Annotated in this window: 23 protein-coding genes and 1 tRNA gene; 11 read left to right on the top strand and 13 right to left on the bottom strand. The window is 41.3% G+C overall.

From position 1 onward, the window contains the following. From EI164_RS03745 to EI164_RS03725, 5 genes are all read left to right on the top strand, one after another. Positions 1-138 (top strand): IS3 family transposase (locus EI164_RS03745; RefSeq protein ID WP_192518657.1); only part of this gene is annotated, 138 nt, incomplete at its 5' end. Positions 139-194: 56 nt separating this feature from the next. Next, entirely contained in the window at positions 195-1,157 is a 963-nt protein-coding gene (locus EI164_RS03740) for a type I restriction enzyme endonuclease domain-containing protein (protein ID WP_318779515.1), read from the top strand. Positions 1,158-1,285: 128 nt separating this feature from the next. Further along, positions 1,286-2,530, top strand: coding sequence for a nucleoid-associated protein (locus EI164_RS03735; protein WP_192518656.1), 1,245 nt, complete (start codon positions 1,286-1,288; stop codon positions 2,528-2,530). 8 nt (positions 2,531-2,538) lie between these two features. Beyond that, positions 2,539-3,828: a hypothetical protein gene (locus tag EI164_RS03730; RefSeq protein ID WP_192518655.1), complete on the top strand. Its 1,290-nt coding sequence runs from the start codon at positions 2,539-2,541 to the stop codon at positions 3,826-3,828. Positions 3,829-3,925: 97 nt separating this feature from the next. After that, a complete protein-coding gene (locus tag EI164_RS03725) occupies positions 3,926-5,572 on the top strand; it encodes an RNA-binding domain-containing protein (RefSeq protein ID WP_192518654.1) in 1,647 nt (548 codons plus the stop codon). 143 nt (positions 5,573-5,715) lie between these two features. On the opposite strand, the gene EI164_RS03720 is transcribed toward EI164_RS03725, so the two are convergent. The 6 genes from EI164_RS03720 to EI164_RS03695 form a co-directional block, all read right to left on the bottom strand. Then, positions 5,716-5,976 carry a helix-turn-helix transcriptional regulator gene (locus tag EI164_RS03720; protein WP_225739094.1) on the bottom strand — a complete coding sequence of 87 codons (261 nt, stop codon included), beginning with the start codon at positions 5,974-5,976 and terminating at the stop codon, positions 5,716-5,718. 164 nt (positions 5,977-6,140) lie between these two features. Further along, positions 6,141-7,043: a hydrolase or metal-binding protein gene (locus tag EI164_RS03715; protein ID WP_192518652.1), complete on the bottom strand. Its 903-nt coding sequence runs from the start codon at positions 7,041-7,043 to the stop codon at positions 6,141-6,143. A gap of 106 nt (positions 7,044-7,149) precedes the next feature. Then, a complete protein-coding gene (locus EI164_RS03710) occupies positions 7,150-8,187 on the bottom strand; it encodes a YqaJ viral recombinase family protein (protein WP_413038430.1) in 1,038 nt (345 codons plus the stop codon). Between the two features lie 191 nt (positions 8,188-8,378). Further along, the gene (locus tag EI164_RS03705) at positions 8,379-9,371 is read right to left on the bottom strand and encodes a DUF932 domain-containing protein (RefSeq protein ID WP_192518650.1); all 993 of its coding nucleotides are present in this window, start codon (positions 9,369-9,371) and stop codon (positions 8,379-8,381) included. A 35-nt stretch (positions 9,372-9,406) separates the two neighbouring features. Beyond that, positions 9,407-9,697: a hypothetical protein gene (locus tag EI164_RS03700; RefSeq protein ID WP_192518649.1), complete on the bottom strand. Its 291-nt coding sequence runs from the start codon at positions 9,695-9,697 to the stop codon at positions 9,407-9,409. A gap of 117 nt (positions 9,698-9,814) precedes the next feature. Beyond that, entirely contained in the window at positions 9,815-10,735 is a 921-nt protein-coding gene (locus EI164_RS03695; protein ID WP_192518648.1) for an inovirus-type Gp2 protein, read from the bottom strand. Positions 10,736-11,206: 471 nt separating this feature from the next. Between EI164_RS03695 and EI164_RS03690 the strand changes: the two genes are divergently transcribed. Next, entirely contained in the window at positions 11,207-12,124 is a 918-nt protein-coding gene (locus tag EI164_RS03690; protein ID WP_192518647.1) for a hypothetical protein, read from the top strand. Here EI164_RS03690 and EI164_RS03685 read toward each other — a convergent pair. Together EI164_RS03685 and EI164_RS03680 are read right to left on the bottom strand one after the other, a co-directional pair. Then, positions 12,121-13,482, bottom strand: a complete 1,362-nt coding sequence (locus tag EI164_RS03685; protein WP_192518646.1) for a tyrosine-type recombinase/integrase — start codon at positions 13,480-13,482, stop codon at positions 12,121-12,123. The two genes, EI164_RS03690 and EI164_RS03685, sit on opposite strands and share 4 nt — an antisense overlap. A gap of 283 nt (positions 13,483-13,765) precedes the next feature. Beyond that, positions 13,766-13,856, bottom strand: a tRNA-Ser gene (locus EI164_RS03680). A 130-nt stretch (positions 13,857-13,986) separates the two neighbouring features. Here EI164_RS03680 and EI164_RS03675 point away from each other — a divergent pair. The 3 genes from EI164_RS03675 (at position 13,987) to EI164_RS03665 (ending at position 15,860) form a co-directional block, all read left to right on the top strand. After that, on the top strand, positions 13,987-14,883 hold the full coding sequence (locus EI164_RS03675) for a DNA/RNA non-specific endonuclease (RefSeq protein ID WP_225739093.1): 897 nt from the start codon (positions 13,987-13,989) through the stop codon (positions 14,881-14,883). A 63-nt stretch (positions 14,884-14,946) separates the two neighbouring features. Further along, complete coding sequence (locus EI164_RS03670) at positions 14,947-15,210, top strand: hypothetical protein (RefSeq protein WP_192518645.1); 264 nt, start codon at positions 14,947-14,949, stop codon at positions 15,208-15,210. A 266-nt stretch (positions 15,211-15,476) separates the two neighbouring features. After that, positions 15,477-15,860: a DUF2147 domain-containing protein gene (locus tag EI164_RS03665; RefSeq protein WP_192518644.1), complete on the top strand. Its 384-nt coding sequence runs from the start codon at positions 15,477-15,479 to the stop codon at positions 15,858-15,860. Positions 15,861-15,974: 114 nt separating this feature from the next. Here the strand turns inward: EI164_RS03665 and EI164_RS03660 are convergent, their stop codons facing one another. From EI164_RS03660 to EI164_RS03645, 4 genes are all read right to left on the bottom strand, one after another. Beyond that, positions 15,975-17,237 carry an ammonium transporter gene (locus EI164_RS03660; RefSeq protein WP_192518643.1) on the bottom strand — a complete coding sequence of 421 codons (1,263 nt, stop codon included), beginning with the start codon at positions 17,235-17,237 and terminating at the stop codon, positions 15,975-15,977. A gap of 79 nt (positions 17,238-17,316) precedes the next feature. Next, positions 17,317-17,655, bottom strand: a complete 339-nt coding sequence (locus EI164_RS03655) for a P-II family nitrogen regulator (protein WP_010197981.1) — start codon at positions 17,653-17,655, stop codon at positions 17,317-17,319. Positions 17,656-18,138: 483 nt separating this feature from the next. Then, a complete protein-coding gene (locus EI164_RS03650) occupies positions 18,139-18,993 on the bottom strand; it encodes a universal stress protein (RefSeq protein WP_192518642.1) in 855 nt (284 codons plus the stop codon). 148 nt (positions 18,994-19,141) lie between these two features. After that, a complete protein-coding gene (locus tag EI164_RS03645; protein ID WP_192518641.1) occupies positions 19,142-20,641 on the bottom strand; it encodes a SulP family inorganic anion transporter in 1,500 nt (499 codons plus the stop codon). A 600-nt stretch (positions 20,642-21,241) separates the two neighbouring features. Between EI164_RS03645 and murD the strand changes: the two genes are divergently transcribed. Together murD and ftsW are read left to right on the top strand one after the other, a co-directional pair. Then, positions 21,242-22,654, top strand: coding sequence for a UDP-N-acetylmuramoyl-L-alanine--D-glutamate ligase (gene murD, locus EI164_RS03640; protein WP_192518640.1), 1,413 nt, complete (start codon positions 21,242-21,244; stop codon positions 22,652-22,654). Positions 22,655-22,920: 266 nt separating this feature from the next. Next, positions 22,921-24,117, top strand: coding sequence for a putative lipid II flippase FtsW (ftsW, locus tag EI164_RS03635; RefSeq protein ID WP_192518639.1), 1,197 nt, complete (start codon positions 22,921-22,923; stop codon positions 24,115-24,117). Between the two features lie 103 nt (positions 24,118-24,220). Here ftsW and gluQRS read toward each other — a convergent pair whose 3' ends face one another. After that, positions 24,221-25,162, bottom strand: coding sequence for a tRNA glutamyl-Q(34) synthetase GluQRS (gene gluQRS / locus EI164_RS03630; RefSeq protein WP_192518638.1), 942 nt, complete (start codon positions 25,160-25,162; stop codon positions 24,221-24,223). Positions 25,163-25,376: the final 214 nt, after the last annotated feature.

Here is a 25,376-nt window from a genome sequence, read left to right as displayed (position 1 = left end):
GATGTTGAATTAGCAACCCTTGAATGGGTCGATTGGTTTAACAAAACTCGCATTCATAGTACGATTGGCTATGTGTCGCCTTTTGAGTTTGAGAGACGATACTATGATAGTCTTTGTGAGTCAGACAAAGCTGCCTGACTCAAGCAATCCACTCTCCGATATAGTCGGGGCGGTTCAAAGAGCTTAGAGCAGCTATTAAAGAGACGACAAAGCATCTCCACTCACTAGGCTTTGATCTTGAATCTCTCAAGAATGCTAATCCAATGATGAGAATAAGCAAAATACAAGAAGCTGAAAACTGCGTGTGTTTAAACGAAAATACTCGCGCTACCTTTGAAGTTATGGCTAGAAACGTTTTTAGAAAATACAAAGCTCTTTTTCCTGAACCGCAAGCCAAGGCTCATACCAAAGACCATAACGCAATTGACGCTATTTATAAGCGTCTCAATAAAAGTGTCAAGTCTGCTGATATCACTGAAGTCATGCAAAAGCTACAAAGCTTGGTGAGTGATAGTATCAGTGTCAAACAAAGTGATCATGTAGACGGTATCTATATTGACCTAAGCAATTTAGATTTTGATAAATTAAAAGACGCATTTGCTAAGTCTGATCAAAAAAATACGATCACCTACACCCTGCAACAAGTTATTGAGAATAAGCTGAAGCAAATGCTGAAGGAAAATCCTTCGAGAGTTGAGTTCTATGAGCGTTATAAAGAAATAATAGACGATTATAATGCAGGTAAATCTCTAGAAAATACGGTGAAGGTTTTTGATGACCTGAACGATTTTGTTAAAGACTTATCTGCTGAAGAACAGAGAGCTATAAAAGAAAACTTAGGTGATCAGGAAGTATTGGCGATTTTTGATCTACTGACTGAAGGTAAAGAGCTGAGCAAAAAAGACGTCAAAGAAGTGAAGAAAGTGGCTAAGAAAACACTAGACGTACTAAAAGCTGAAAAGCTAACTATTGAGCGCTGGCGAGAAAGTCGTGAGGTTATTGCTCAGATTAAGATAGTTATCCATGACAATCTGCTATGGCTACCTCAAGAGTCATATAGTGATGAAGATGTCGATACTAAAGCAACAGACGTCTATCAGCATATCTTTGCTAGTTATAGAGGCGGTAACGATAGTGTTTATGAGATGAGGGCTTAGATCGATTTTGCTATTTCATAAATAATGTGACTATGAAAGTTATTTTAACCTTAGTCTGCCTTATAGTTTAGGCAGGCTATGAACTGTAATTATTTTTAATCTGTACATATTGGCTAATCGGAGTATAAATGAGTCAACCTAAGGCTGTAGTCCAAGCAAGTATAATTCATCAGATTATCAAGGAGGCTCATCAGAAATCTGTAACACCTCCATTGATTAGACAAAATCTTCATGCCGATACTATACAAGTATATAAATTAATTGAATTTTTTGATGAGCAGTTAGAAAAAAATGGGGTAGCCTATTCTCATGTTGAGACTTTTGATAGCCCTAATACTTTAGGAGATGTACTATCTGATTATCTATGCATCATGAATCTGAAGCATTTAAATTTTACAAAACCTACTAATGTAGCTTTTCCTAACATACTTACTTGGGAACTATTAACATCTGTGCCGTTTGAACATGATGAAGACAAAACAGTATTGATGCAGGAATCGCTCGAGCAAACAAGATATAGGCGCATCACTAATCACCTTACTAAGGCTTTACATCATCATGTGTATGCGGAGCACATGACTACTGGTGATCACCTACCAATGATTTTTTATACACTAGATGGTGTTGAATATCTTGATATTGCTTTATTAAGTTTAACAGACGCAATTACTATAAATGAAGAGACGGGAGAGATCATAGATACCAATCATATTGATGCTTCCAACTTGAAGATTGCTTGTCGGATCAATATTACAAAATTGCAAAAACACAAATATGAAAGCTCAGATACCTCTTATAAAGCTGAGAACTATATACACTGGATACAAAAAGGAACCAGCATCAAAATTCCTGAGTATATTCAAGATTTTTTACCTGTAAGAATTAGGCTCGATAACACAGTAGCAACGACTAAGTTAATGAAAAGTTTAATTAATTATCTCGATGAAAGCCCATTTGATAAAAAGTCAAAAAAGGATATTCAAAGTGAAGTACTTACGTTACTTAGCCATAAAGCTAAAAATAGAGAAAGTGTCAATATTGTCGATGAAATAGACCCAATCTTAGCTACTAAAGGTACATTATCTAATCTGACTATAGCCGTTGAAGATAGCTTTAAAGCTTTTAGAGATAGTAATGGATATGCGGCATCTGATAAAGATAATAGTAATATTTTTGCTCCTGCAACAAAACCACTTAGGAATTTTGAGTTATTTTCATTTAGTCTTGGTGATGAGGAAACTATTAGTGTTAGCGGTAGTCGTAGTTTAATTGGTGAAGATATTAAACTTAAGAATGATGGCAGTAATGGAGCAATCATCGAAATTAAGGTTAGCTCAGATAATTTGCCAGCAATTAGACGCATATTCGAATAGGGACTTAGATGACTCAGCTTCGCGAGCAAACGTTAAATTTAGTAAAATGTAGTCAGAATGTTAAGTTTTCTGGCAACCGAATCGTTGCTGATTTTATTCTTAAAAGTAATGAAAATATTATACTAATTGAAAGTCTTGAAGCTGGACATTTCGAAAATATTGTAAGGTTTAAAACTAATGACCACTATGAAGAAGTAGGTCAAAAAATAAATTATACATTGACTGTTCTTAATACTGGCGATCAATATGCTTCATATGAAAGCTATATCGAACACGCTCTTGAAGACGAGAGTTATGATACTAGCCCTGATGAAATAATTGTCTACGAAGATAAATATGACTTTAAAAACAGTGGCGATAATACTTTATTACCTACCTTAGAGTTAATTTTTAAATTTATTAACTGCTTGAAAGAGCAGTATTATTTTAAAGACAAACAGATTGTTATTTTTACTCAGACTCATTGTGAAATTCCAACAATGCCTAGCGGAACTAAGCGTTATTTAGATACTGCTAAGCTTTATCTAAGCTCAGTAAACACTTCTAAACCTAGTAGTTCAGAATCTGGTAATCTGTGTACTATAATTGAGAAATTTACTAGCTGGTTAAACGCAGATATCAATAACGCTGATGATGAAGTCAAGAAGTCACTTCTAGTTCACGAAACAGAAAGAAATACTATTGTTGCAAGTATAGTTATTGATAGTCTCGTCGGTGTGGAGAAAGAGGATAGGGTTTTTTCATTACTCCAAAATTTAGAAAGTACGTACCAGTCTGTACTTTCTAAATACGCTCTCTACCTAGATGACTTTAAATTTTCAAAATTTAATGACAAAATTACCGAGCATTCTGAAAAATTTCTTGAAAAAGCTAACGATATAATCACAAACCTACAAACACAGATTCTGGCTATACCTGTAACCATTGCACTTATTTCAATGGCAAAATTTAGTGCAAAAATTAATAGTCTTGTAATTGGTTCAATCTGCGTCTACTCCGTTATGGTATTGTACGCGACGCTTCAACAGGGCTACAATCTATGGCATTTGAGATGTCAAATTAATGGATTTGTAGCAGAAAATAAGATACCTGATGCACTGCTCAATAAATGGAAGTCCGAGATTACCCCTGTTAAAGTCAAAATAATCACACATGCTGGATATCTGTTCTTGGTATTTGCTCTCATTATTTTTGTGATTGTGAACTGCTTAGATTATTTTTATAACTGGGAGATGATCACACCATTAGAGCAGTTACTATCAAGCACTAATCCTCCATCAAAACAGAATAATCAATAGTGTTTAATTTGCTAAAAAATTAAATATATCAATATAGACCGTTAGAGCTTAATGATATATTGATTGTCACTTTTATTAACTGATTATATTTCTCACTATGCCTAACCATTATCAAAGCCTCATCCTAAGCCTAACTCAGCAGCCCACCGAGCAAGAATGGCTTGAGTTTAAGCATAACTTTCATAGCCCTGATGAGATCGGTAAGCGTATCTCTGCGCTTGCCAATGGCGCGTGTTTGGCTGGCAAGAAGTTTGGCTATTTAGTATTTGGCGTAGAGGACGGCACGCACAACATCGTTGGTACAAGCTTTAGCCCAAGGACAAAAAAAGCCAAAGGTAACGAAGACTTAGAGCATTGGCTGGTAAGCCGCCTAAGCCCTAAGATTCACTTTACCATTCATGAGTTACAGATCGATGGTAAAGCGGTGGTGCTGTTTGAGATTCCCGCAGCCACCGATACGCCCATTAGTTTTTTACATGAGCCTTATATTCGTATTGGTAGCGTCACTAAGCTGCTCAAGCATTACCCAGACCAAAGTCGTAAGCTCTGGCAAAACCAAGCCGATGACTGGAGTGCCGAGATTTGCCACGAGGCAGCGCTTGAAGATCTTGACCCTCGCGCTATTGCGGTTGCTAGACAAGTCTTTGCTGATAAAAACAAGCGATTGGCTGAAGATATCAAAGAGTGGGACGACATCACTTTTTTGAATAAAGCTAAAATCGCCATTCACGGTCAGATTACTAACACGGCGATTATTTTATTGGGACGTTATGAATCCACGAGTTTTTTGAGTCCAGCGCAAGCGCATATCACTTGGATTTTAAAGGGCGTTGATGGCATTGAAAAAGACTATGAGCATTTTGAACCCCCATTTTTGTTAGTCTTAGATGAGGTGTATAACAAGATCCGTAATCTCAATTATCGCTACATGGCATCAGGCACGCTGTTCCCTGAAGAGGTACAGCAGTACGACCCCTATATCATTCGTGAAGCGTTAAGTAATGCTATTGGTCATCAAGACTACCGCCTAGGTGGACGTATCATAGTAGTTGAAAAAGAGGACTCAACGCTATTGTTTCAAAATAGCGGTGCGTTTATTCCTAAGACTATTGAGAACGTCTTGCTACAAGATGCGCCTGAAGCGAGTTACCGCAATCCGTTTTTGGTCAATGCCATGGTTAATCTAAATATGATGGACACCATTGGTAGCGGTATCAAAAAAATGTATCAGATTCAGTCTAAGCGTTTTTTCCCATTGCCAGATTATGACTTAACCCGTGAAAGAGTAGGCGTGAAGTTTACAGGTAAAGTGCTTGATCAAGAGTACGCCAAGCAGCTAGCAACCGTCGATAACCTCACACTACACGATATTATAGCGCTTGATAAAGTACAAAAGGGGCAGGCGATCACTGAAGAAGAAGCCGACGCACTGCGTAAAAAGTCACTGATTGAAGGGCGCAAAAATAGCTATATTATCGCCGCTGATGTTGCTAAGCACACTGAGCAGCAGGCAGAGTATATGTTGCTTAAAGGGCTCAATGAAAAATATTATGAAGCCGCTATCTTAGATTTATTGAAGCAATTTGGAGAGGCGAGTCGTTCAGATTTTGATAAGCTTTTATATAATAAACTACCTGAGGTTTTAACGGATGAACAGAAGTTCCACAAAATCAAAAACTTACTTCAAAAAATGAAAAGAAAAAAGCTTATCTATTTTGAAGACAAGCTTTGGAGGTTGGTCTAAGATTAGACGAACTTAGACGAACTTAGACGAACTTAGACGAACTTAGACGAACTTAGACGAACTTAGACGAACTTAGACGAACTTAGACGAACTTAGACGAACAAAAAATAAGCCGCATCGCGCGGCTTACTTTTTATCACTGCTCAATGAAATCGAGCAGCTATCTTACCTTCAATCCACTGAGCTACTTCGCTTTCAACCCATGCCACGCGCCCCTTTGATAGCTTCACTTGAATAGGGAAGGTGGGATCGTAACGATTCGATCTTTTATCGAGCATATCGTAAATCGTTGTGCTGCTAAGCCCTGTGTAGTGTACGACTTGCTTTAGCGGAAGCATGCGAGGTATTTGTGGCATGCCTAGTGTTGATGTGTTTTGCTGAGTGTTTGCGTTTAAAGTTTCCATGATTATCTCCTTGTAAGTGAACGAGAGCATCACCTCTCATATACTTACCGAGTCCCATATTTTTTTATGGCATCCCATGCAGTCCAAGCTTTAGCCTTTGATGCAGGTAATAAAAAAAGGAGCTGATTTATCAACTCCTTTCTATGCCGTTTATCTGTCACGAGTTAGCTTACCGCTGTCACGCTTTGGCGTAAGCCTTGCGCGATACTGCGGGTATTTGGCTGCATCGCTTGCTCTGCCTTACTAGGCATTTGATTGCTGTCGTCTGCTACTGGGTAAAACTCTTCCACCACATCAGACATCTCATCACCATCAACCTCAAAGCACGAATTGGCATAACCAAGCGTGGCAGCTTGCTCTAATGCCGCTTGATCAAAGCCGTTCTCACTAAGCTCCGTATCAATCGCCTTAGCTTGCTGTACCGCGTCTTTGAGTGTCACCCCATCACGTAGGGTTAAATCCACAAAATAAATGGGTGTGCGATAGCTTTGAGTGGTGCTTTTACCTCGTAAGGTTAATTGCAATGGCAAGCATGACAGCTTATTACCTGACACTGCGGCGAAGTAGCTTAGACGTGCTGCTAGTGTGCGAATACTATTAAAGCCTGTGGTGCGAAAGATAAACGTGCCTAATTCATCGTCTTCACTTAGATTGACATACAGACGACCGTAGGGCTTACACGCGCCGCCTTGGGTTAGTGGACAACGGTCAGGCGATGGGCAAGGTAGTTGTTCAACGCCATTGTTGGTACGGCGCTGACAGTGTTCGCCATCGCCCACGCATAACGGTCTACCTGTCTGCCGATCAAATAGCGTGTACTGCGCGCGCAAATTAAGATCAGGATCATTGAACAGCATGCGTACGGGTATTTGTCTGAGCTTACCCTCGCTACGTGCGCGGAGCTTTTCATCAAGCGGATGATTGACCCAGCCGTCTTTATTTTGCACTTGGCTGGTAATGGTGAATTGATCGTCTTTGGCAGGTAGGCGTTTGCCATCCTTTTGGATAACGCGTCCAATGCTGATACGACCGAGTACGGGCGGGGTAATCGTTAGACCTTTAATCATGATGATATTCCTTATTTGTTTAATAATTTGAATAAATCGACATAAAAAAGCCCACCTGTGATAGGTGGGCTTTATGCGTTTGGTTAATGAGACTAGCTGTCTTGGTTTAATTATCGTTTAAGATGACGAAGCGACGACTGCCTTGACGGGTTTTACTAAATTTATCCATCAGCTCAGGATAGGCTTTAGTGACGGCTTTACTGTCTAAGCTCACACTATCCTTAGAGCGCTTCCATGAGATTGCGCCTTTGTCAAAGACCGCTACTTCATTGTCTTTGATTAAGCTTTGCAGTTGATGTTTGATCTGGTCATGCTGCTTTTGTAGCTCACTCAGTGAGTCACGGTGACTCAGTAACTTAGTGAATAGCTTATTAGCCCCAGCGTCTTCGCTGAAATCGATTTTACTGGCAGGCTCAGGCTTAGGGTAAAGCTGCTTTAAGGCGCGCGCCGCTGACTCAGAATGATCGGGCGTTGGCGGTGTATCCGTTTCTACGTATTGCCAGAACAGACGCTCATGCCACAGAATGCTATTGATCAGTTGCTCATCGCGCTCAACCTTGTAGATCTTCGCTTCGTGTCCGCAGAGTAGGACACAAATATGCGCGGCTTGTTTGCCTGTGACTGCCAGTTGATGCTGTACTTGGCAAGTGACGTATAACGGTACGCCATGCTTCCACAGCTTAGCCCCATGTTCCCCAGCGGTTTTGCATTCCAGTATCTGTACCTCATCGCTACCAGTGATGGCGTAATCCAAGTTCGCTAACATAAAATGCTGCTCAGGATCAGGGTGCTGCAAGATGGCGTTGACGCGACGAACCTTATTGCCAGTCTGTTCTTGATAGTATTTCGCCACCATAGGCTCTAAGGTGTTGCCCCAATACAGCGGTGAGTACCCTTCGATGCTCTCATCAATGTTTGAGGTCATACGCCCTGTTTTAATCATCCACAGCTCCAGCATTGATAAATACGGATGAATACCACACGCAGCAGCAGCGTCACTACTACCAATGCCTTGCTTGCGAATCTCAAGCCATTTGTCATGGCTGAGATTTTTGGTGCTGACCAGACGTTTTGCTGTGGCTTTGACAGTTTTGTCTTTCTGAACGATGTTTTTCTCGGTTGGCTGAATTGTCTTAGCATTAATTTTAGCAGTCGGTTTTGTGTGTCTAGCTTGCAATGCTTTACGCTTACGACGTCTCGTTGGAGCGGTGTTGTTTAAAGCGATGGTTTCCATGATAGATTCCTTATAAATAGATTAGTGAATGTGATCGGTTGAATAATCGGCATAAAAAAACCACGCTCTAGGGCGTGGTTATTGCTGGTGTCATAAAACAACTAAGCGATTAAGGCTCGCGCATCCTGTAGACCTTTTTCCTTCAGCTTAGCCCCAGCACCGAACCATGCTGAGTTAAGCCGATTGTCGGTGTTCATCGCTCGGCGCTCATGATCGACGTATTCAGTGATACTACAGAGCAAGCCATAAGCAGTGTCTTTAGCCGCATCGAGATCAGCACCGCGTCCTTGACCATTAAACATCTGCATCACCTTATTCATTGCGCGAGTATTGGGAACCGCATCTTTTTCTTTCTTCGCGCTGTTAAATAAAATGATGTCATTGTCCTGATCGTTAAACACACGGCTAAGATAGTTAGCCGCTTCCGCTTGGGTAACACGGCGCTCAGACAATTGTTTCATCTCGTAGATGTGCTCATCCCACTGTTTAACCGATACGCCCAATTGCTGTTTGACCTTGTCAGCATCAAAGGAGGTGGAGTGCGGGACTTTCACCACGCCACCACTACCATCAGCAAGGCTTACCGCAAGCGTGTTATTACACACCACACGGATATTGGTAAACTGCGCTGTAGTCGCAAGCGTGCCATCACAAGCAGTTGCCAGCAGTAAGTAGCCATTACTGACATCACCGCCCCTAAGACTGGCTGACTGGCCTGTACGTGCCAATGCCCATAGCTTACGACCACCCTTTAACACACCTGCGGTTTCAAGCTCAAAGTGTGAGTGTTCCGTGAGCTCACGATAAAACTCAAGTATCTCCTCAGGCTGTACTTCCTGATAGCGCTGACTGACCACTGATAACGGATCAAGCGTGTCGGAGCGGTACAAGACCTTTTGATCAGCGAATGGCAAGATAAGGTTATGCCCTCGATCGTTCTCAGCCATGTAGCTGACGTCCGACGATTCGATACGCCAATCCATTCCTGCCTCACGTGCCCAAACCTCTAACGGCTGCTTGGGAGATAGCTCATTCCCTAAGCCGTGCCAAGGGGTTTCGCCAACGTATGCCATGCTTTCTACTAAATGTGCCATGATAATTTTCCTTTTGTATTATGATTAAATTGAGTTTAAGTGAATGAGTGAAAGGTGGTGAAGACATGCGAGCAGTCATCACAGCGATATTGTTTATTGACCAGTATTGGCAGCGCTTGATGAGACTGAGTGATCTCAATAAGCGCTGCTACCGTTGTTCCTGCAACCACACCTATAGCAGGATGTACTTTAAGTGCTTTGCAAAGACTAACACCAAGGCTGACTAATACCGCAGGGGATAACAGCTGATCAATAAGATTGATTTGACTACCATCAGTCATCTCGTAGACCAAAGATGACTCACAGCTAGGACACAGGGTTTTCATATATACTCCTAAATTTTGCGCATAAAAAAGGCCTGCTAAAAAGCAGACCTTGATGAAGGAATAAGGTACACACAAACGGGCTGTACTCAATCTCATGGTAATAGTATATATTTGAGATTATTTTGATATGGGCGGTAGTCCTCGACGTCTGGATGTGCGGTATCGACCGTGTGCAAAGGTGTTCATGTTTGGGAGCCATACTTTTAATTTTTGGTCATACTTGCTTGGTTGCGTCAGGTAACACGACGTTCTAAGAGCGTTGTTAACTTCCTGTTCGTTATCCTGATGAATCATGCCGATACCTAATTTACCGTTTCGCTCATACCCCTGCTTAGTCTTTTTATTGTGGTAGTTATAGCACTCGCCTAGACCACCAGTAATGACCTTCCACTTTTCACCAACCTCTTTTGCGATATACCAATCATTTTGTCTCTTATTACCGTCATATATCAGCAACAAATGACAATGTAATCCGCCCTCGATGCCACCATGCTCTAAAGCCCAAGCGTAGCCCTGCAAATCTTCAAAGCACGTTTCCTCATTACCGATAAGATCTCGGAATTTGCTCATGTGATGATAAAAATCTTCAATGCTAACAAGGTGGCTTGTTTCTTTGGCGTACTTTAGGTCGATACGTACAAAGAGCAGTCTTTTGTAATGATGAATCAGATGGCGTACATATTTTTCGAGTGTCCTCTTATTTTTAGACTCCTGATAACTAAACACACTACGTTCACGCTTAATATCTTTTTTATAGTATGACAGTGTTTTAATAAGACGCTGTGTTTTATCGTAATCCCAAATGACATCTTCTGGATATTGATCACCAACGATATATTGCGTACTGCGAAAGAAAGCTTCAATGGGCACCGAGTAAATCAATCCATTGTCACCCTCATAGTAATACATGAACGGATGATACAAATCGTTCAGCTCATCTATTATCAGGTCAAATCTCAATTCATTAGAAATGATATCGATTACCAGTTGGTGAACTTTAGTTAATAAGTTACTTTGATTGAGGTTAATGTTTTGCATGGTATTTCTCCTATGTGGTTTGTCTTGCACATAGTAGAGCTACATCATATTTTTTTATTCTGACTACTGGTGGTTTAGTGAGGAGATAGGCAGCGTGGTGACGCTGCTCTATATAATAATATCAATAACCTGTTAGTGGGGCTTACCAACACTGCCGATATATCGGCAATATGTTCGTTCTCAATTGTACGGATCTCGGCTCATATTGGTGTTTTAGAGTGGATGGAGTTAGCTGATGGGAACACTATCGAGTACATATAATAAATATATACCTAGTCCTCATATAAATAGATATCTTATATTTACTAATTAGTCTCTATATTCAGCATATTTTATAATATAAGCCAATGAATATATAAGATGTAAGAAAATTTGGTATACTTAAATAAAATCATGATATTATATATTTATCATAAATACATTACTGATTTAATATAGAAATATCACGCGTGATAATAAACGGAAATTTATATGTTAAGCGAAGAGTTAAAAAGAAAATTTTTAAACGATAAAATTAATAAGTTAGAAGAGAGACAAGCGAAATTTTTATTTCTGAAAATATTTTATGGCGGAGACAAGTCACGTTACCGTAGTAACTATGCAGATCGTCACGTAGATAGTTACAAGAAAGAACTTCTCGAGAGAGCTTATGAGGAAGATAAGTTAGATAGAGTGAGCAGGTTTTTAGACAAAATTCATACCTTATATTTAGAAGAATATGAGCTTACATGGATAGAAGGTGATAAAAGGAAACAGATTTTTGTCTATAATTATTTAGTTCAAAATAGAATGGTATCATCACGACACTTTGGTAGAGTTCATGAAAAAAATACTAAAGATACTATCCATAATATCTTAAATAACTTGCTAGAAGGGTTGTATGATAGAGATACTAGATACTCAGAGGTAGACTATAAAAGGGGTGTGACTGAAGCTATTAAAGATGCATGGCATATATTGGAAAGTAATGATAATTATTCTAAATGGTTAAAAACAGCTGATCTAGATTGGGTGTATAATTATTTAGTTGAAAGAGATTTATACCAATATGACTTAGAAAAATATGTTGGTAATAACAATCGAGAGCTACGCTTATTAGCATCATTAGATGCTATAGACATAAAGTTAGAGCAAGGACAAAGCTATACGCATTCTCCAAATAAGACAATCATCATTGATAAAATGAAACGGGCTTGGAGCCAACAAAAATATCGAGATGCAGGTAAGACAAAAAAGCCATACCACCTACCACTGACAAAAAAGACCAAAGCTAGATTAAAGAAGATGGCTCAGGTGCAAGGGCTGTCAGAGACAGCCATGCTTGATATAGTGATCAATCGATTTTATGAGCTCGATTATGTCGATGTTGATGGTAAAGACTTATATTAAGCCTTATCGATATAACCTTGCAGCTCATCGGCTGTGATACCTTGCTCTAATAGTGCTTTAATCAGATCTTGCTTATCAGCGCTTTGTAATGTGCTTGGCTGCTTACTAGCCAGTGACTGCTCAATCTGTTGCCGCGCTGTCTGAAAGTCTACGACCTCACCTGTGTCTCTTAGCAAGTCTAAAAAATCAGCCCAAACCTGCATGATTTTACGGCGTTCCTCCAAATGCTGCGCGTGGTTATAAACCGCGCGAATGCTGCTTTTTTTGTCATGTGCCATTTGCTTTTCAATGGCGTCGCCCATATAGCCAAGCTCGTTTAGGTTGGTTGAGGCGATATGACGAAAGCCGTGACCTGTCTGTTTGCCTGCGTAACCCAAGATATCAAGCGCGTTATTGATAAACTCTTCACTATACGGCTGATGCATACCCGTGTGATAGAACACGTATTCATATTGCCCTGTAATGGTTTTCATTTCTTCTAATACTGCGAGCATTTGATCTGACAGTGGTACGACGTGCTTACGCGCAATCTTAAGGTTATCGATATCAACACGCCATAAGCGATTCGCAAAATCAATGTGTGACCATTTCATCATACGCAGCTCGATGGTGCGACAGAATGAATAGGCTAAGAACTTCATACCTAAGCGAGTTTGATCATGACCATGATAGCCCTCGATAGCTTGGAGTAGGGCAGGTAGCTCATGGATGTCTACGTGCTTCATGTGCTGGCTTTTGGCTTTGGGGTAGAGCGCCTTTAAATCATCAATTGGGTTTTGCTCAATGATGCGTTCGCGTTTGGCACGTCTTAAAACATTAGCCACCAGATCAATTGTGCGTCTGGTCACCTCACGTGGCGGCTCACCGTTTTTATTCACACGATTTTCTATCTCATCTGCCATTGATCGGCAATCCTCAAAGCTCACGTCCTTTAGTGCAATGTCTTCAAAGTGTGGCAACACGTCCTTATGCATACGGTTATAGTCTTGCTGATAGGTACGCGGCTTGACGTTACGCTGGCGCTCAGCAAGCCAGTCTAAAGCGTAGTCATTAAATTTCTGCGCGTGGATATTAGCAAGCTTGTCTTGGCGCTTTTTGTTTTTTGGATCAATACCATCTGCTAGTAGCGCTTTAATCTCAGTATTGGCTTGTCTAGCTTCAGCAAGCGACATGATGGGGTAAGTACCGAGTGTGAGGCGTGTCTGCTTACTATCAAAGCGATAGGCGCTTATCCATGTCTTTGTGCCAGTATTGCGTACTAATAGCTGTAAGCCTTGCTGATCACTGTATTTGTCAGGACGTGAAGGTGTGCATTTCTCACTAGGTTTAAGCTTGCGGATCTTACTATCGCTTAGCATGTTGGTCTATTCCCTATGGCTTAAAGCTATATGAATCAAGAAATACAACAAGTACGTTGGTCTAATGCTGAATCATAAAGCCTAAATGTTGGTCTTTTTGAGGTCTAATGAAATAATAGACCAACGAATAGACCAACACAAGCCGCGGGATAGGTGGGTTATGTTCGGATAGATTGGGAAAGTAGTAGGCATAAAAAAAACGCTAGAAGCGTTATTTATAAAGGGCTGCAAAGGTATATGGGAGTGTTTGGGACAAGGTGGGAAAAGTAGGATATTATAAGATTGGCGGTGAAGGAGGGATTCGAACCCTCGATACGCTATGAACGTATACACACTTTCCAGGCGTGCGGTTTCAGCCACTCACCCACTTCACCGTTTTTTTGACTGGCTAAGTATAGCGGATACCATTTAAAATGTCACCACTTACGCCTTATCTTTCTTTATTTGCAGACCCCTGCTAGGATAGCGTACCCGTAATAACAAGCACAGATGGTTGAAAGTTGAATGAGAATTTCTGGTAGGCTTAAATATAATTTTAAAAACAGCGTTATCATGGCCGTGATGATGGCTGCTGTTAGTATAGCTTCAGCACATGCTGATGATTTTACTCAGTGTAGTGAGTCTTTTTATGGTGGTGTTTATCCCGAATTTACCAACGATAAACTCAGTAGTAAGACACAAGAGCTATGCATGGACGGCTTTGCAGTTATGTATTCAGGTGTATCACGTACGCCACTGTGGTCGGCAGAGCATTTAGACCGCAAGCGACTACAGCAAGCCGGAGAGATTGATCGCGAAGACAGCTTTCATGAAGAAAGTAAGTTACCAGACTCAGCGCGTGCTTCATTATCAGATTACTCAGGTTCTGGCTATGATCGTGGACATTTGGCACCCAATGCCGACATGGCCAATCGCAGTCAGCAATATGACAGCTTTAGTTTGGCCAATATTGCACCGCAGTCACCGCGCAACAACCGTTATATCTGGCGTAATATCGAATCAGCGACCCGCTATATGACTCAGCAATATGGCGAAATATATACAGTGACCGGCGTTGCTTTCACTGACAAAAAAACCAAGCAGCTCGCTGATCGCGTGCTTGTACCCAGTCATTTTTTTAAGGCCGTCTATATTCCAGCGACCAATCAAGCAGGGGTGTACTACGCACCAAATGATGAATCCGAGCGGATAGAGATCATTAGTGTCCATGATTTAGCCAGTGAAATAGGAATTGATGTCTTACCCGTGCTTGACTCGCAAACTAAAGCACAAGCTTTTGATTTACCATTAAAAGCTGGTGATAGCTCGGACCTCCCTGCTGCTGAGCCAGAAGAAGAGCCTACTTGGATGCTATTTATTTGGGAGATTATTAAATGGCTTCTGGTACAACTACAAGCGTAGAGCGCCTCAATGAAGGGATGTCATACTGAAAAATAAAATGTTATTAATAGGAGCGGCGACCACATGATTGAACCATTTGCCAACAATCACCAAAGTATGCAAATTGGCGACCTTGTCATAGAAAATCAGAAAGACAAAATCACCATTTACGGTGATATCGATGTGACTTTAGATGACACTGGATATCAACAAGCGAAGCAATTACACGAGCTGACAGCTAGAATGATGCAAGCCTTTGATAAGCATAAGCTTTATAGTAACGAGGAAGACAAGTCAAAAGAAAAGGATGACCAATCAGATAAGGATATAGACAATCCTTTTTTATAACTATTTGATATAGTTTTGTTTTTATAGGAATTATAAACTATAAAAAACTACTAGGCAAAATACAAAAATTGCTTATAATGAGGCAAGGCAGCGCTTATTTTTGCTAAAAGCTGTTTAGTACATATAACTTAATAAGTAATAGCGGCTGTTTGTTTTCAATTAATCTCAGAGCGCAAAGCTTGTAATAAAAGATTCTAGCAAAGGATAGGCGTAGAATAGCAGGAACATAATGTTTCGAGCAATCATTGTATGAAGGGAGTCAATCTATGAAATTATTTACAAAAACCACATTAGCCGTTGCAGGTATTAGTTTAGCCAGTATGGCATTTGCCGCTGATCCGCTAGCCAATACGACATGGCAGACATTTGATGAAGGCAAGCCAAAAGGCACCGTAAAAATTACTGAATCAAATGGAGTACTAACTGGTACACTGATCGCGACCAATTCATCGACAGGCAAAAAATACGTTGGTACGAGAGTGATTAAAGGGTTGAAGGCTGATGGCGGTGGTAAATATAGTGGTGGTACAATCACTGATCCTGAGAAAGGGAAAGACTATCGTATGACTGCAAGTTTAAAGGGTAGTACTCTAAGTCTAAAAGGTTATCTTGGTCCGTTTTCACGCAGTCAAACATGGAAAAAGAAATAGTACAAACTCTTTATTGATATGAGATTTTACTGATATAGATATAAAAAAATCCCGCAACACCTTTTGGTGATGCGGGATTTTTATGGTATAGATTTTAAGATAAGCTTAAAGTTCTTATCTTACAAACTCTGGATATGCGTCCATACCACACTCTGCTATATCTGCACCTTCATACTCATCTTCTTCAGAGATACGGATGCCCATGACTGCTTTGATAATTGCCCAAGTGATTAAGCTGGCAACAAACACCCAAACAAAGATAGTAGCAGCACCAGCAATCTGACCTACAAACGAAGCCGCTGGATTGGTAATCGGTACGATTAATAGACCAAATAAACCAACAACACCATGCACTGAAATAGCACCGACTGGGTCATCTATTTTGATTTTGTCTAAGGCTAAAATAGATAGCACCACGATAACACCAGCAATCATGCCAAAGAGTGTTGCTTGCAATGCAGTTGGAGTAGATGGTTCAGCTGTAATAGCAACCAGTCCTGCAAGTGCACCATTTAAGAGCATTGTTAAATCAGCTTTGCCAAAGATAAGGCGCGCTATGATTAAAGCACCAATTGCACCACCAGCTGCAGCTGCATTAGTATTCAAAAAGACCATAGCAACCGAGTTTGCGCTAGCGATATCGCCAAGTTTGAGTACTGAACCACCGTTAAATCCGAACCAGCCCATCCACAAGATGAGAGTACCAAGTGCTGCTAATGGTAGGTTGGCACCTGGAATAGCACGTATTTCGCCGTTAGGACCGTATTTACCTTTACGTGCTCCTAATAGTAATACGCCTGCTAATGCTGCAGCAGCACCTGCCATGTGAACGATACCAGAACCTGCAAAATCAGAAAAGCCCATGTCACCTAAGTTGAACATGCCAAACACATCATTGCCACCCCAAGTCCAGCTACCTTCTAGTGGATAGATGACACCAGTCATCACCACGGCGAATAGCAAAAAGGCCCAAAGCTTCATGCGTTCAGCCACAGCCCCTGAAACAATTGACATACAAGTTGCGACAAACACCACTTGGAAGAAAAAGTCAGATGCAGCAGAGTAGACAGAGTCACCATCAAAGCCGTTTTCAGCTGAAGTAGCTAAAGCACTGGCTACTAATGTATCGTCACCTGCGATACCACTTAAAAACAAGTCGCCACCGTACATAATGGCATAGCCACATATCATGTACATAGTACAAGCGATAGAGAAAAGTGCGACGTTTTTGGTTAAGATTTCAACGGTGTTCTTTGAACGAACCAGGCCAGCTTCTAACATAGTGAAGCCCGCTGCCATCCACATGACTAGCGCCCCACATATCAAAAAATAAAACGTATCAAGTGCGTACTGGAGCTCGAAGATTTGATTTTGCATATTAATTCCCCCTTGAATTGATGCAATATAGCTATCGGTGTGATTCTATAATTCTATATTTATAGGTTAGTCATATGCCTTAAATAGCATCAGGACCTGTCTCGCCCGTACGGATACGAATGACTTGTTCAAGCGCGGTCACGAAGATTTTTCCGTCACCAATTTTGCCAGTGCTAGCGATGCGAGTGATCGCCTCGATAGCAGGTTCGACCATCTCATCGATAACAGCCACTTCGACTTTTACTTTCGGTAAAAAGTCCACCACGTATTCTGCGCCACGATAAAGTTCTGTATGACCTTTTTGGCGACCGAAACCTTTAACTTCAGTTACGGTGACACCTTTGACACCGATGTCAGAAAGCGCTTCACGTACATCATCGAGCTTAAACGGTTTTAAGATCGCAGTGATTAGCTTCATAAAATATTCCTTATTTGTGTGATGCTGCAGGTTGATAGAGGCATTGTGGTACATCGTCTCGCTGCCATGCTTACTAATAAGTTATTCAAGAACTGTGCCAATTTACTCAAGGGGGATAGGTAAGATTGGGGGTTTGTGCTCAAAAACTTTTATTTTTATGGCAAGGAGTACAAACTATGCTACCACGGTAAGCACTATTGTTATGCACATAAATAGCGTGTATCAACCGTTGGCGTTGAATCAACGAAAACTTTATTATAACCAACTTTTTAGGTGCTTGGGGAGGCGATCCATGTATTTCATGTGATGATTTGCTAAATTGATTCACTATATGAAAATGCATTGAAAATTAGGCTTAACAAAAGCTTTAGAGAGTAAGGTGATAAGTCGCATGAATAGGTGACAGCGCTTGACATAAGTACTCGTGCGCTGTACCTGAAAAGACGAAAATAGTTAGCAGTTCAGTGACAGGCCAGTGTGAGCCTAGCCTTTAGGAAATAGGAGGTACGGTGTTTTGGTGCTGCCCAGTAGCTTTTTTGTGTCGCTGCCTTGTAGTAGCTCGCGAATACGAGACTGGCCGAAAGCTCCGGTCATGAGTAGGCCGATATTATTTTCATTTTGATAATAGTTCAAAGCAGCAGTGACATCGCGGCAGTCAAGCAATGCTTTTTTTGCTTTAATGCCTGCTTGTTTGAGCCTTGCATAGGCTTCACGCAGGGCATCACAGTTCTCAGAACTTTCTTTGCCTACCATGACAATGTGAACGGTGAGTGCACGAATAAGTGCTGTTTTGCATAGCCAATTGAGCAGCTTATGGCAGGTTGGGCTGTTGTCAAAGGCAAACAAAGCAGTAGCAGGGGGCAAAAATGGTGCATGAGTCACCAAAATGGGGCAGTGACTGACTCGAATCAGTTGGCTCAACGTTGCTTTACAGGTGACATTGTGGCCTATAACGATGAGCTGTGCTTTATCGTCGACATAATCGATACTTTCGCTGAGGTTTTCATGCCGATGTAAGGTATAAGTGGTTAGTTTGTGATGCTGCTGATCGCAGTAGGTAGTGGCTTGGTGCAGGAGCAATTTACCTTGTGACTTTAGCTCATAGTTACCTAAGTTTTCTTTGGTTGTAAATTGCTCGAGCAGCATATTTTCATCATCGACATTTAAACAGCCAGAATAATTTAACGCCGCTTTTTGTTGCAAGCTCGGTACAGAGTGCAGTAGTCCAATAGGTGCTTGTAAGCGCGTAGACGCCCACATGCTAGCTTCTAGCACTGCTTGTACATGATCAGGGCAGTCCAAGCAGGCGATTACGCTATCTAGTTTCAAATTACTCATAAGAACACCAAATCATTCTAGTCATAAAAATACAGCTGCTTGGTGTCAGAATGGGATGTCAATATTTACCCAACTCTATCAACCAATACAGCTGTTTCTTAAATTACTTCGTAATTAGTCAGCACTCACTTTATAAGTGCAGCATTGCTTAATCTAATAAGCCAATATCTCGTCGATCATGAACAGAGAAGCGATCAATCATCGTACGGCTGGCTTTGTTGAGTCCTACTACTTTGACATCAATCCCTTCGCGCTGCAAGCGCATGACCAGTTTGTCTAACGTATCAATCGCACTAACATCCCAAAAGTGGGCTTGACTAACATCAATCTGTACCTTGTCTAAGGCTTCTTTAGTATCAAAGCTATGCAAAAACTGCGTCGTAGAAGCAAAGAACACTTGGCCCTGCACATAATAATAACGGGTATTAGAGCTTTCGTCATATTCACTAAAGATGGTCAAGAATTGACCAATCTTATTGGCAAATGCCAGAGCAGATAGTAGGACACCGACGCCCACACCATAAGCTAAGTTATGCGTAAACACTGTGGTCAATACAGTCGCTAGCATGACAATGTTAAAGGACATTGGGTGGGTTTTGAATTCACGAAGAGATTGCCAGTTAAAAGTACCAATAGATACCATAATCATGACGGCAACCAATGCTGCCATTGGAATTTGGCTGACCCACTCGCTTAGGAATACCACCATAATTAATAAAACCACACCCGCAATCATGGTTGATAAACGTGTACGTCCACCAGATTTGACGTTGATCATCGACTGACCAATCATGGCGCAGCCTGCCATGCCACCAAAGAAACCTGATACCACGTTGGCAATACCTTGACCACGGCATTCTTTATTTTTATCACTTGGCGTATCGGTTAGTTCATCGACGATTGTCGCAGTCATCATAGACTCTAATAAGCCAACGACAGCCAATGCGATAGAGTAAGGCGCGATAATTAGCAAGGTGTTTAGGTTCAATGGAATATCAGGTAATAAGAACATTGGTAATGAATCTGGTAAATCACCCATACTACCGACGTTACGAATATCGAGGTTCATGTACATGGCAACAGCGGTCAAGCCAACGATACAGACAAGCGGAGAGGGAATCACGCGACCAATCTTTGGAATGAGTGGAAACAGATAAATAATCGCTAGGCCTACGGCTGTCATGATATATACCGTCATACCAACACGTTCAGTCATCGGGTTTAGCTCAGGCAGCTGTGCGGCAAATATCAAGATTGCTAGCGCATTGACGAAGCCAATGACTACTGAGCGCGAGACAAAGCGCATTAAGTTGCCCAGCTTTAAAATACCCATTACAACCTGAATCACACCGCATAATAAAGTCGCAGCGAGCAAATATTGCAAACCATGATCGGCAACTAAATCAACCATCACCAGTGCCATTGCGCCGGTCGCTGCCGAAATCATACCTGGGCGACCACCGACGAAACTGATGACGACGGCGATACAGAAGGAGGCGTATAAGCCGACTTTTGGGTCAACACCAGCAATAATAGAAAAGGCAATGGCTTCAGGGATGAGTGCTAGTGCGACTACCAAACCTGATAAGACGTCACCGCGAATATTGGAAAACCACTCGTCACGTAAATTATCAATAAAAGATGTCATAAGTAAACTGCATAGGGTTAGGGGTAAAAAAAGTAATCATTACTCATTAATAAAATGATCGCGTCGCTACAAAGGTAGCTGTCCATCTTTCTTATGCCACGACAGGCATTGAGTCATGTGGAGGCATTGAATTATTAAAAATTGATAATAAGTATGTCTACTGATTTGTTACTGGTGTCACAAATACGCTTGCCAATAATTAGGATATATTAAACACTTGACCATAACTCAAAGCAGATTGTTTAGTGTAAGGTACTTGAAAAGTATACCTACAATAACAACTGGTGAAATGAGCAATGACTTGTCGCGGTAGAAGTAAGAATCTTTGCTAAAAGAGATGTGACAATTGTATGTTGAATAGGACAACATGCTAAACTAAAAGGCCTGGCTCAACACCTAGTCACATACAGATTAGGGCGGTTATTATAGCACTAGCCACGCAATATAAAAACAGGCGCATAATAGCATAAAGTCAGAAAAAATCAGTACCGAAATCCGGAGGATGCCGTTATGATGCTTTTCATATCCATGGCATCCTTTACTGCTTGATAAAGTCGATTTACTTAATACCATTTTGTCCGACCAATAAAAGGAATAAATATGACCGCTAATACTGCAACTGATGCCTTACTTCATAAAGGCAATGGTCTACAAGTCGTGGTTGGCTTAGGTCAATCGGGGTTGTCCGTAGCGCGTTATTTGGCCAATCAAGGTTATCAGGTAGCAGTCACTGATGCTCAGGCACATCCTGGTTTAGCGGATCAATTACCAGTTGATATTGATATTCGCCAATTTGGCGAGATTGATGCTGAACTTTTACAGCAAGCAGCCCGTATTATTATCAGCCCTGGTATCTCTCTTGCTACGCCAGCTGTTGCTGCGGCACGTCAAGCTCATATTCCAGTGGTTAGTGATATCCAGCTATTTTGTGAAGCCTGCACAGTACCAATAGTGGCTATTACAGGCTCTAATGCCAAAAGTACCGTGACTACATTGGTTGGGCAGATGGCAGCGGATGCGGGCGTCAATGTTGGCGTCGGTGGTAATATTGGTATACCTGCACTTAACTTATTGGACAATCCTGATATGGAGCTTGCAGTACTTGAGCTGTCTAGCTTTCAGTTAGAGACTGTAACCAATCTAGGTGCACAGGTGGCAACGGTTCTGAATATGTCGCCCGATCATCTAGATCGTCATGGTGATATGCTTGGTTATCACCAAGCCAAACATCGTATCTTTCAGGGTGCTAAGTCTGTGGTCGTTAATCGTGAAGACGCATTAACGCGCCCATTGGTTGCCGACAATTTACCGAGAGTGAGCACTGGTATTCATGCTCCTGATAAGGGGCACTATGGACTCATTACTGACCCTGAAGGTCAAATTTATCTTGCTCATGGTACAGAAAGGCTACTATCGGCAGATAAACTGTTGATTAAAGGACGTCATAATTTACTCAATGCACAGGCAGCATTAGCACTTGGTGAGCTTGTTGGCTTACCCATTGATGGTATGCTAAATACCTTGCAGCAGTTTACAGGCCTTGAACACCGTTGCCAATATGTAGCAAAGGTTGCTGACATTGATTATTTTAATGATTCAAAAGGCACTAATATTGGCTCAACCATGGCAGCCATCGAAGGTTTAGGCGCTGTTTATGCCCCAAAAGACGGTAAGCTATTATTGATTTTAGGCGGACAAGGTAAAGGCCAACAATTTGGTGAGCTGACGCCCTTTATTAATAGATACGTTAGCCAAGTGATTTTCATCGGTGATGACTCGCAATTGATTGAGCAGCATCTACGAGACGCTGATATAAGTGCTGATGTGGCACTACATCAATGCCAAAATTTAGAAAATGCTTTTGCCATGATTCAGCAAGTGACATCGAGTAGCTTATCGCAAGTGCAAGCCGTATTATTGTCACCCGCCTGTGCGAGCTTTGACCAATATAGTGGCTTTGTGGCTCGTGGTGAGCATTTTAGTCAATTGGTTAGCCAACTAGCAGGTGGGTAAGTAAACAGGTTCGTATGATTGCTCACTAAGTATTTTGATAAATAATCAAATGACGTGATAAGCCGCTACTGAACGATTCTTTATCTTAAGCAAGCATTTTCTGTATAAATGATTGTTTTGATTATAGATTACTGCTACTGTCAATCATAACCAGTTAATCACGTAATATGCCGAATTATTTACTTTGGTTTGATTTATCTTATATTTTTTTAAACGGTGGCGTTTTATAGACGCCGTGTTTTTCGTTCGTTAGTGTATATAAAATTATGGCGATCTCTTCTTTTTTTCGTTCTTCCTCTCAATCAAAACAAGCTACTGGCTCTGATGGTATTCTTTCTATGCCATCCGCACGCGCTGTTTTAATATCAAGCGTCGGCTGTATGCTGGTGCTCAGTTTGTTGATGGTGGCCTCTGCTTCTATTCCTTTTGCACTTAGTCGTGGTATGACCGAGCTGCACTTCTTCAAAAATCAGCTGTTGTACATGACAATCGGGCTAATTATGGCCGCTATTCCTTATTATATGGTGTCTTTACGAACGCTATATAAGACTGAAACGCAGTTTGTTTTATTAGGTATTACAGGCGTTTTGCTAGTGGCAACATTGTTTAGTACGCCGATTAACGGCTCCAAGCGTTGGCTAGATTTGGGCGTGTTTAACTTTCAGGTGGCAGAATTGGCTAAATTGGTCATGATTGTTTTTGTCTCTGATTTTGTGGTGCGTCGCTCGTTTGAGGTTCGTAATGGCTTGGATGGCTTTTTACGAATTATGCTGGTGGTGGCTCTCATTACTATGTTGTTATTATCACAGCCGGACTTTGGTTCTTTTGTCGTGATTCTAGGTACTATCTTTGCGATTTTTTATATCGCTGGTGCGCCTTACAAGCACTTTTTAGCACTGGCTGCAGCGGCTGTTGGTGGTGCGGTTTTGATGGTAACAACAGCGCAATACCGATTGGTACGTGTGATGTCATTTATAGATCCATTTGATGATGTACAAGACACAGATTATCAGCTAGCACGTAGTTTGATCGCCTTTGGTCGTGGCCAGTTTACGGGTGTGGGCTACGGAGAGAGTGTACAAAAATTATCGCATTTACCAGAAGCGCACACGGATTTTTTATTGGCGATTACCGGTGAAGAGCTAGGTTTTGTGGGGGTGACTATGATACTCATCCTTGAAGCACTGATTATCGGTAGTGCGATGCGTATTAGCTATAATGCTTTGAAACGTCGGCAGATGCGTATGAGCTATACAGCTTTCGGTATCGGTGTGGTATTTATTGCACAGACTATCATTAATGCGGCGATGAATATGGGCGCGATTCCGACCAAAGGTTTGACCATGCCGTTCTTTAGCTATGGTGGTTCCTCTATGTTGATTAGTTTAGTCATGGTTGCGCTGTTGCTAAAAATATATAAAGAAAGTCCTGAGATAGAAAAAAATCAATGTCGTTATTATTAGAACGCACTGAGCACTCCACGAAAAACGTTTGGTGTCATGTAATTTACTCAAAAAGCGCCGCTAGCTAGCGGCGCTTTTGTTGTTTATTTTTAAGTATCGCTGTTTATAAGTTAGGCAAGTTCAACTGGTGTTTGTGTTGTAACGGTGTATTGTCCCACTGGGTAATTGCTTGCTTGAGCATGTTTTCAGGCGTATCTCTATCGACAGTTGGCTGTTGCAATAGCTTCAGTGCATGAGCGATTAATTGACTTGGATTGCGTGTATCAATTGGTTGTGCGAGATTTTGTTTGGAGAGTTTTTGCCCATCCGGATTACATATTAATGGTAGGTGATACCAATGATCGACAACGGGTAAACCAGCTGTTTGCATGATACTAATTTGTGCTGTGGTCATGGGTAGGATATCCAATCCTCGCATGACATGTGTAATCTGCTGTAGCCCATCATCAAGACTTGCTGCCAAAATATAATTAATCATATTATCTTGGCGACGTACCACCATATCACCTAAGGTTTGCTGAGGATTGTCCCATTGTATTCCTTGAATACCATCATTAAAGCCAATCCTATAATTTGGTAGCTGTATGCGCAGTTTATGTCGTTCTCTATCAAGGTCCGCTGTGACACAGCAACGTGGGTAGCGATGTCTATTTGGTGGTAATTGGTTGTGGGTATGATGTGGGCGTTGTTGCTCTTGTGACCAATATTGTTCTAAGTCTTTACGTGAGCATTGGCAACCATAAGTGAGCGGCCATAGGGTTGAATTGAGATAATCATTATAGATATCAATACGCTCAGACTGATAAATGATATCGCCATCCCATTGTAGTCCAAGCGCTTCCAGATCGATCAAGATTTGCTCAGTAAACTGCTTATCACAGCGTTCAGTATCAGTATCCTCGATACGCAATAACCACTGACCACCGAGTGATTTTATATGGCAAAAGCTAGCAAGAGCAGTGGTTAAAGAGCCAAGATGTAGTTCGCCAGTAGGTGAAGGTGCAAATCGACCAATAGGCTGAGTGGATACGTTTGAAATGGACATAGGTGTCTAGATGCTTTTCAAAATAAGGGGTTATCGATAGTAGTGTTATACCACTAGGATAATAAGGATGAGCCAAAAAAGATATTTATTAAATGCATCAATTTTATTGTGGCTTACATTTGTCATGATTACTATAAACCATGGACTAAAAAAGCGATAGCCTAAAACGCAACGAGCGACCAATATATGGTCGCTCATTCTTACTTACTCTTAG

Origin of the sequence: Psychrobacter sp. FME13 (genome assembly GCF_014861395.1) — a bacterium.
Classification (GTDB): domain Bacteria; phylum Pseudomonadota; class Gammaproteobacteria; order Pseudomonadales; family Moraxellaceae; genus Psychrobacter.
This window is presented reverse-complemented; position numbering and strand designations above follow the sequence as displayed.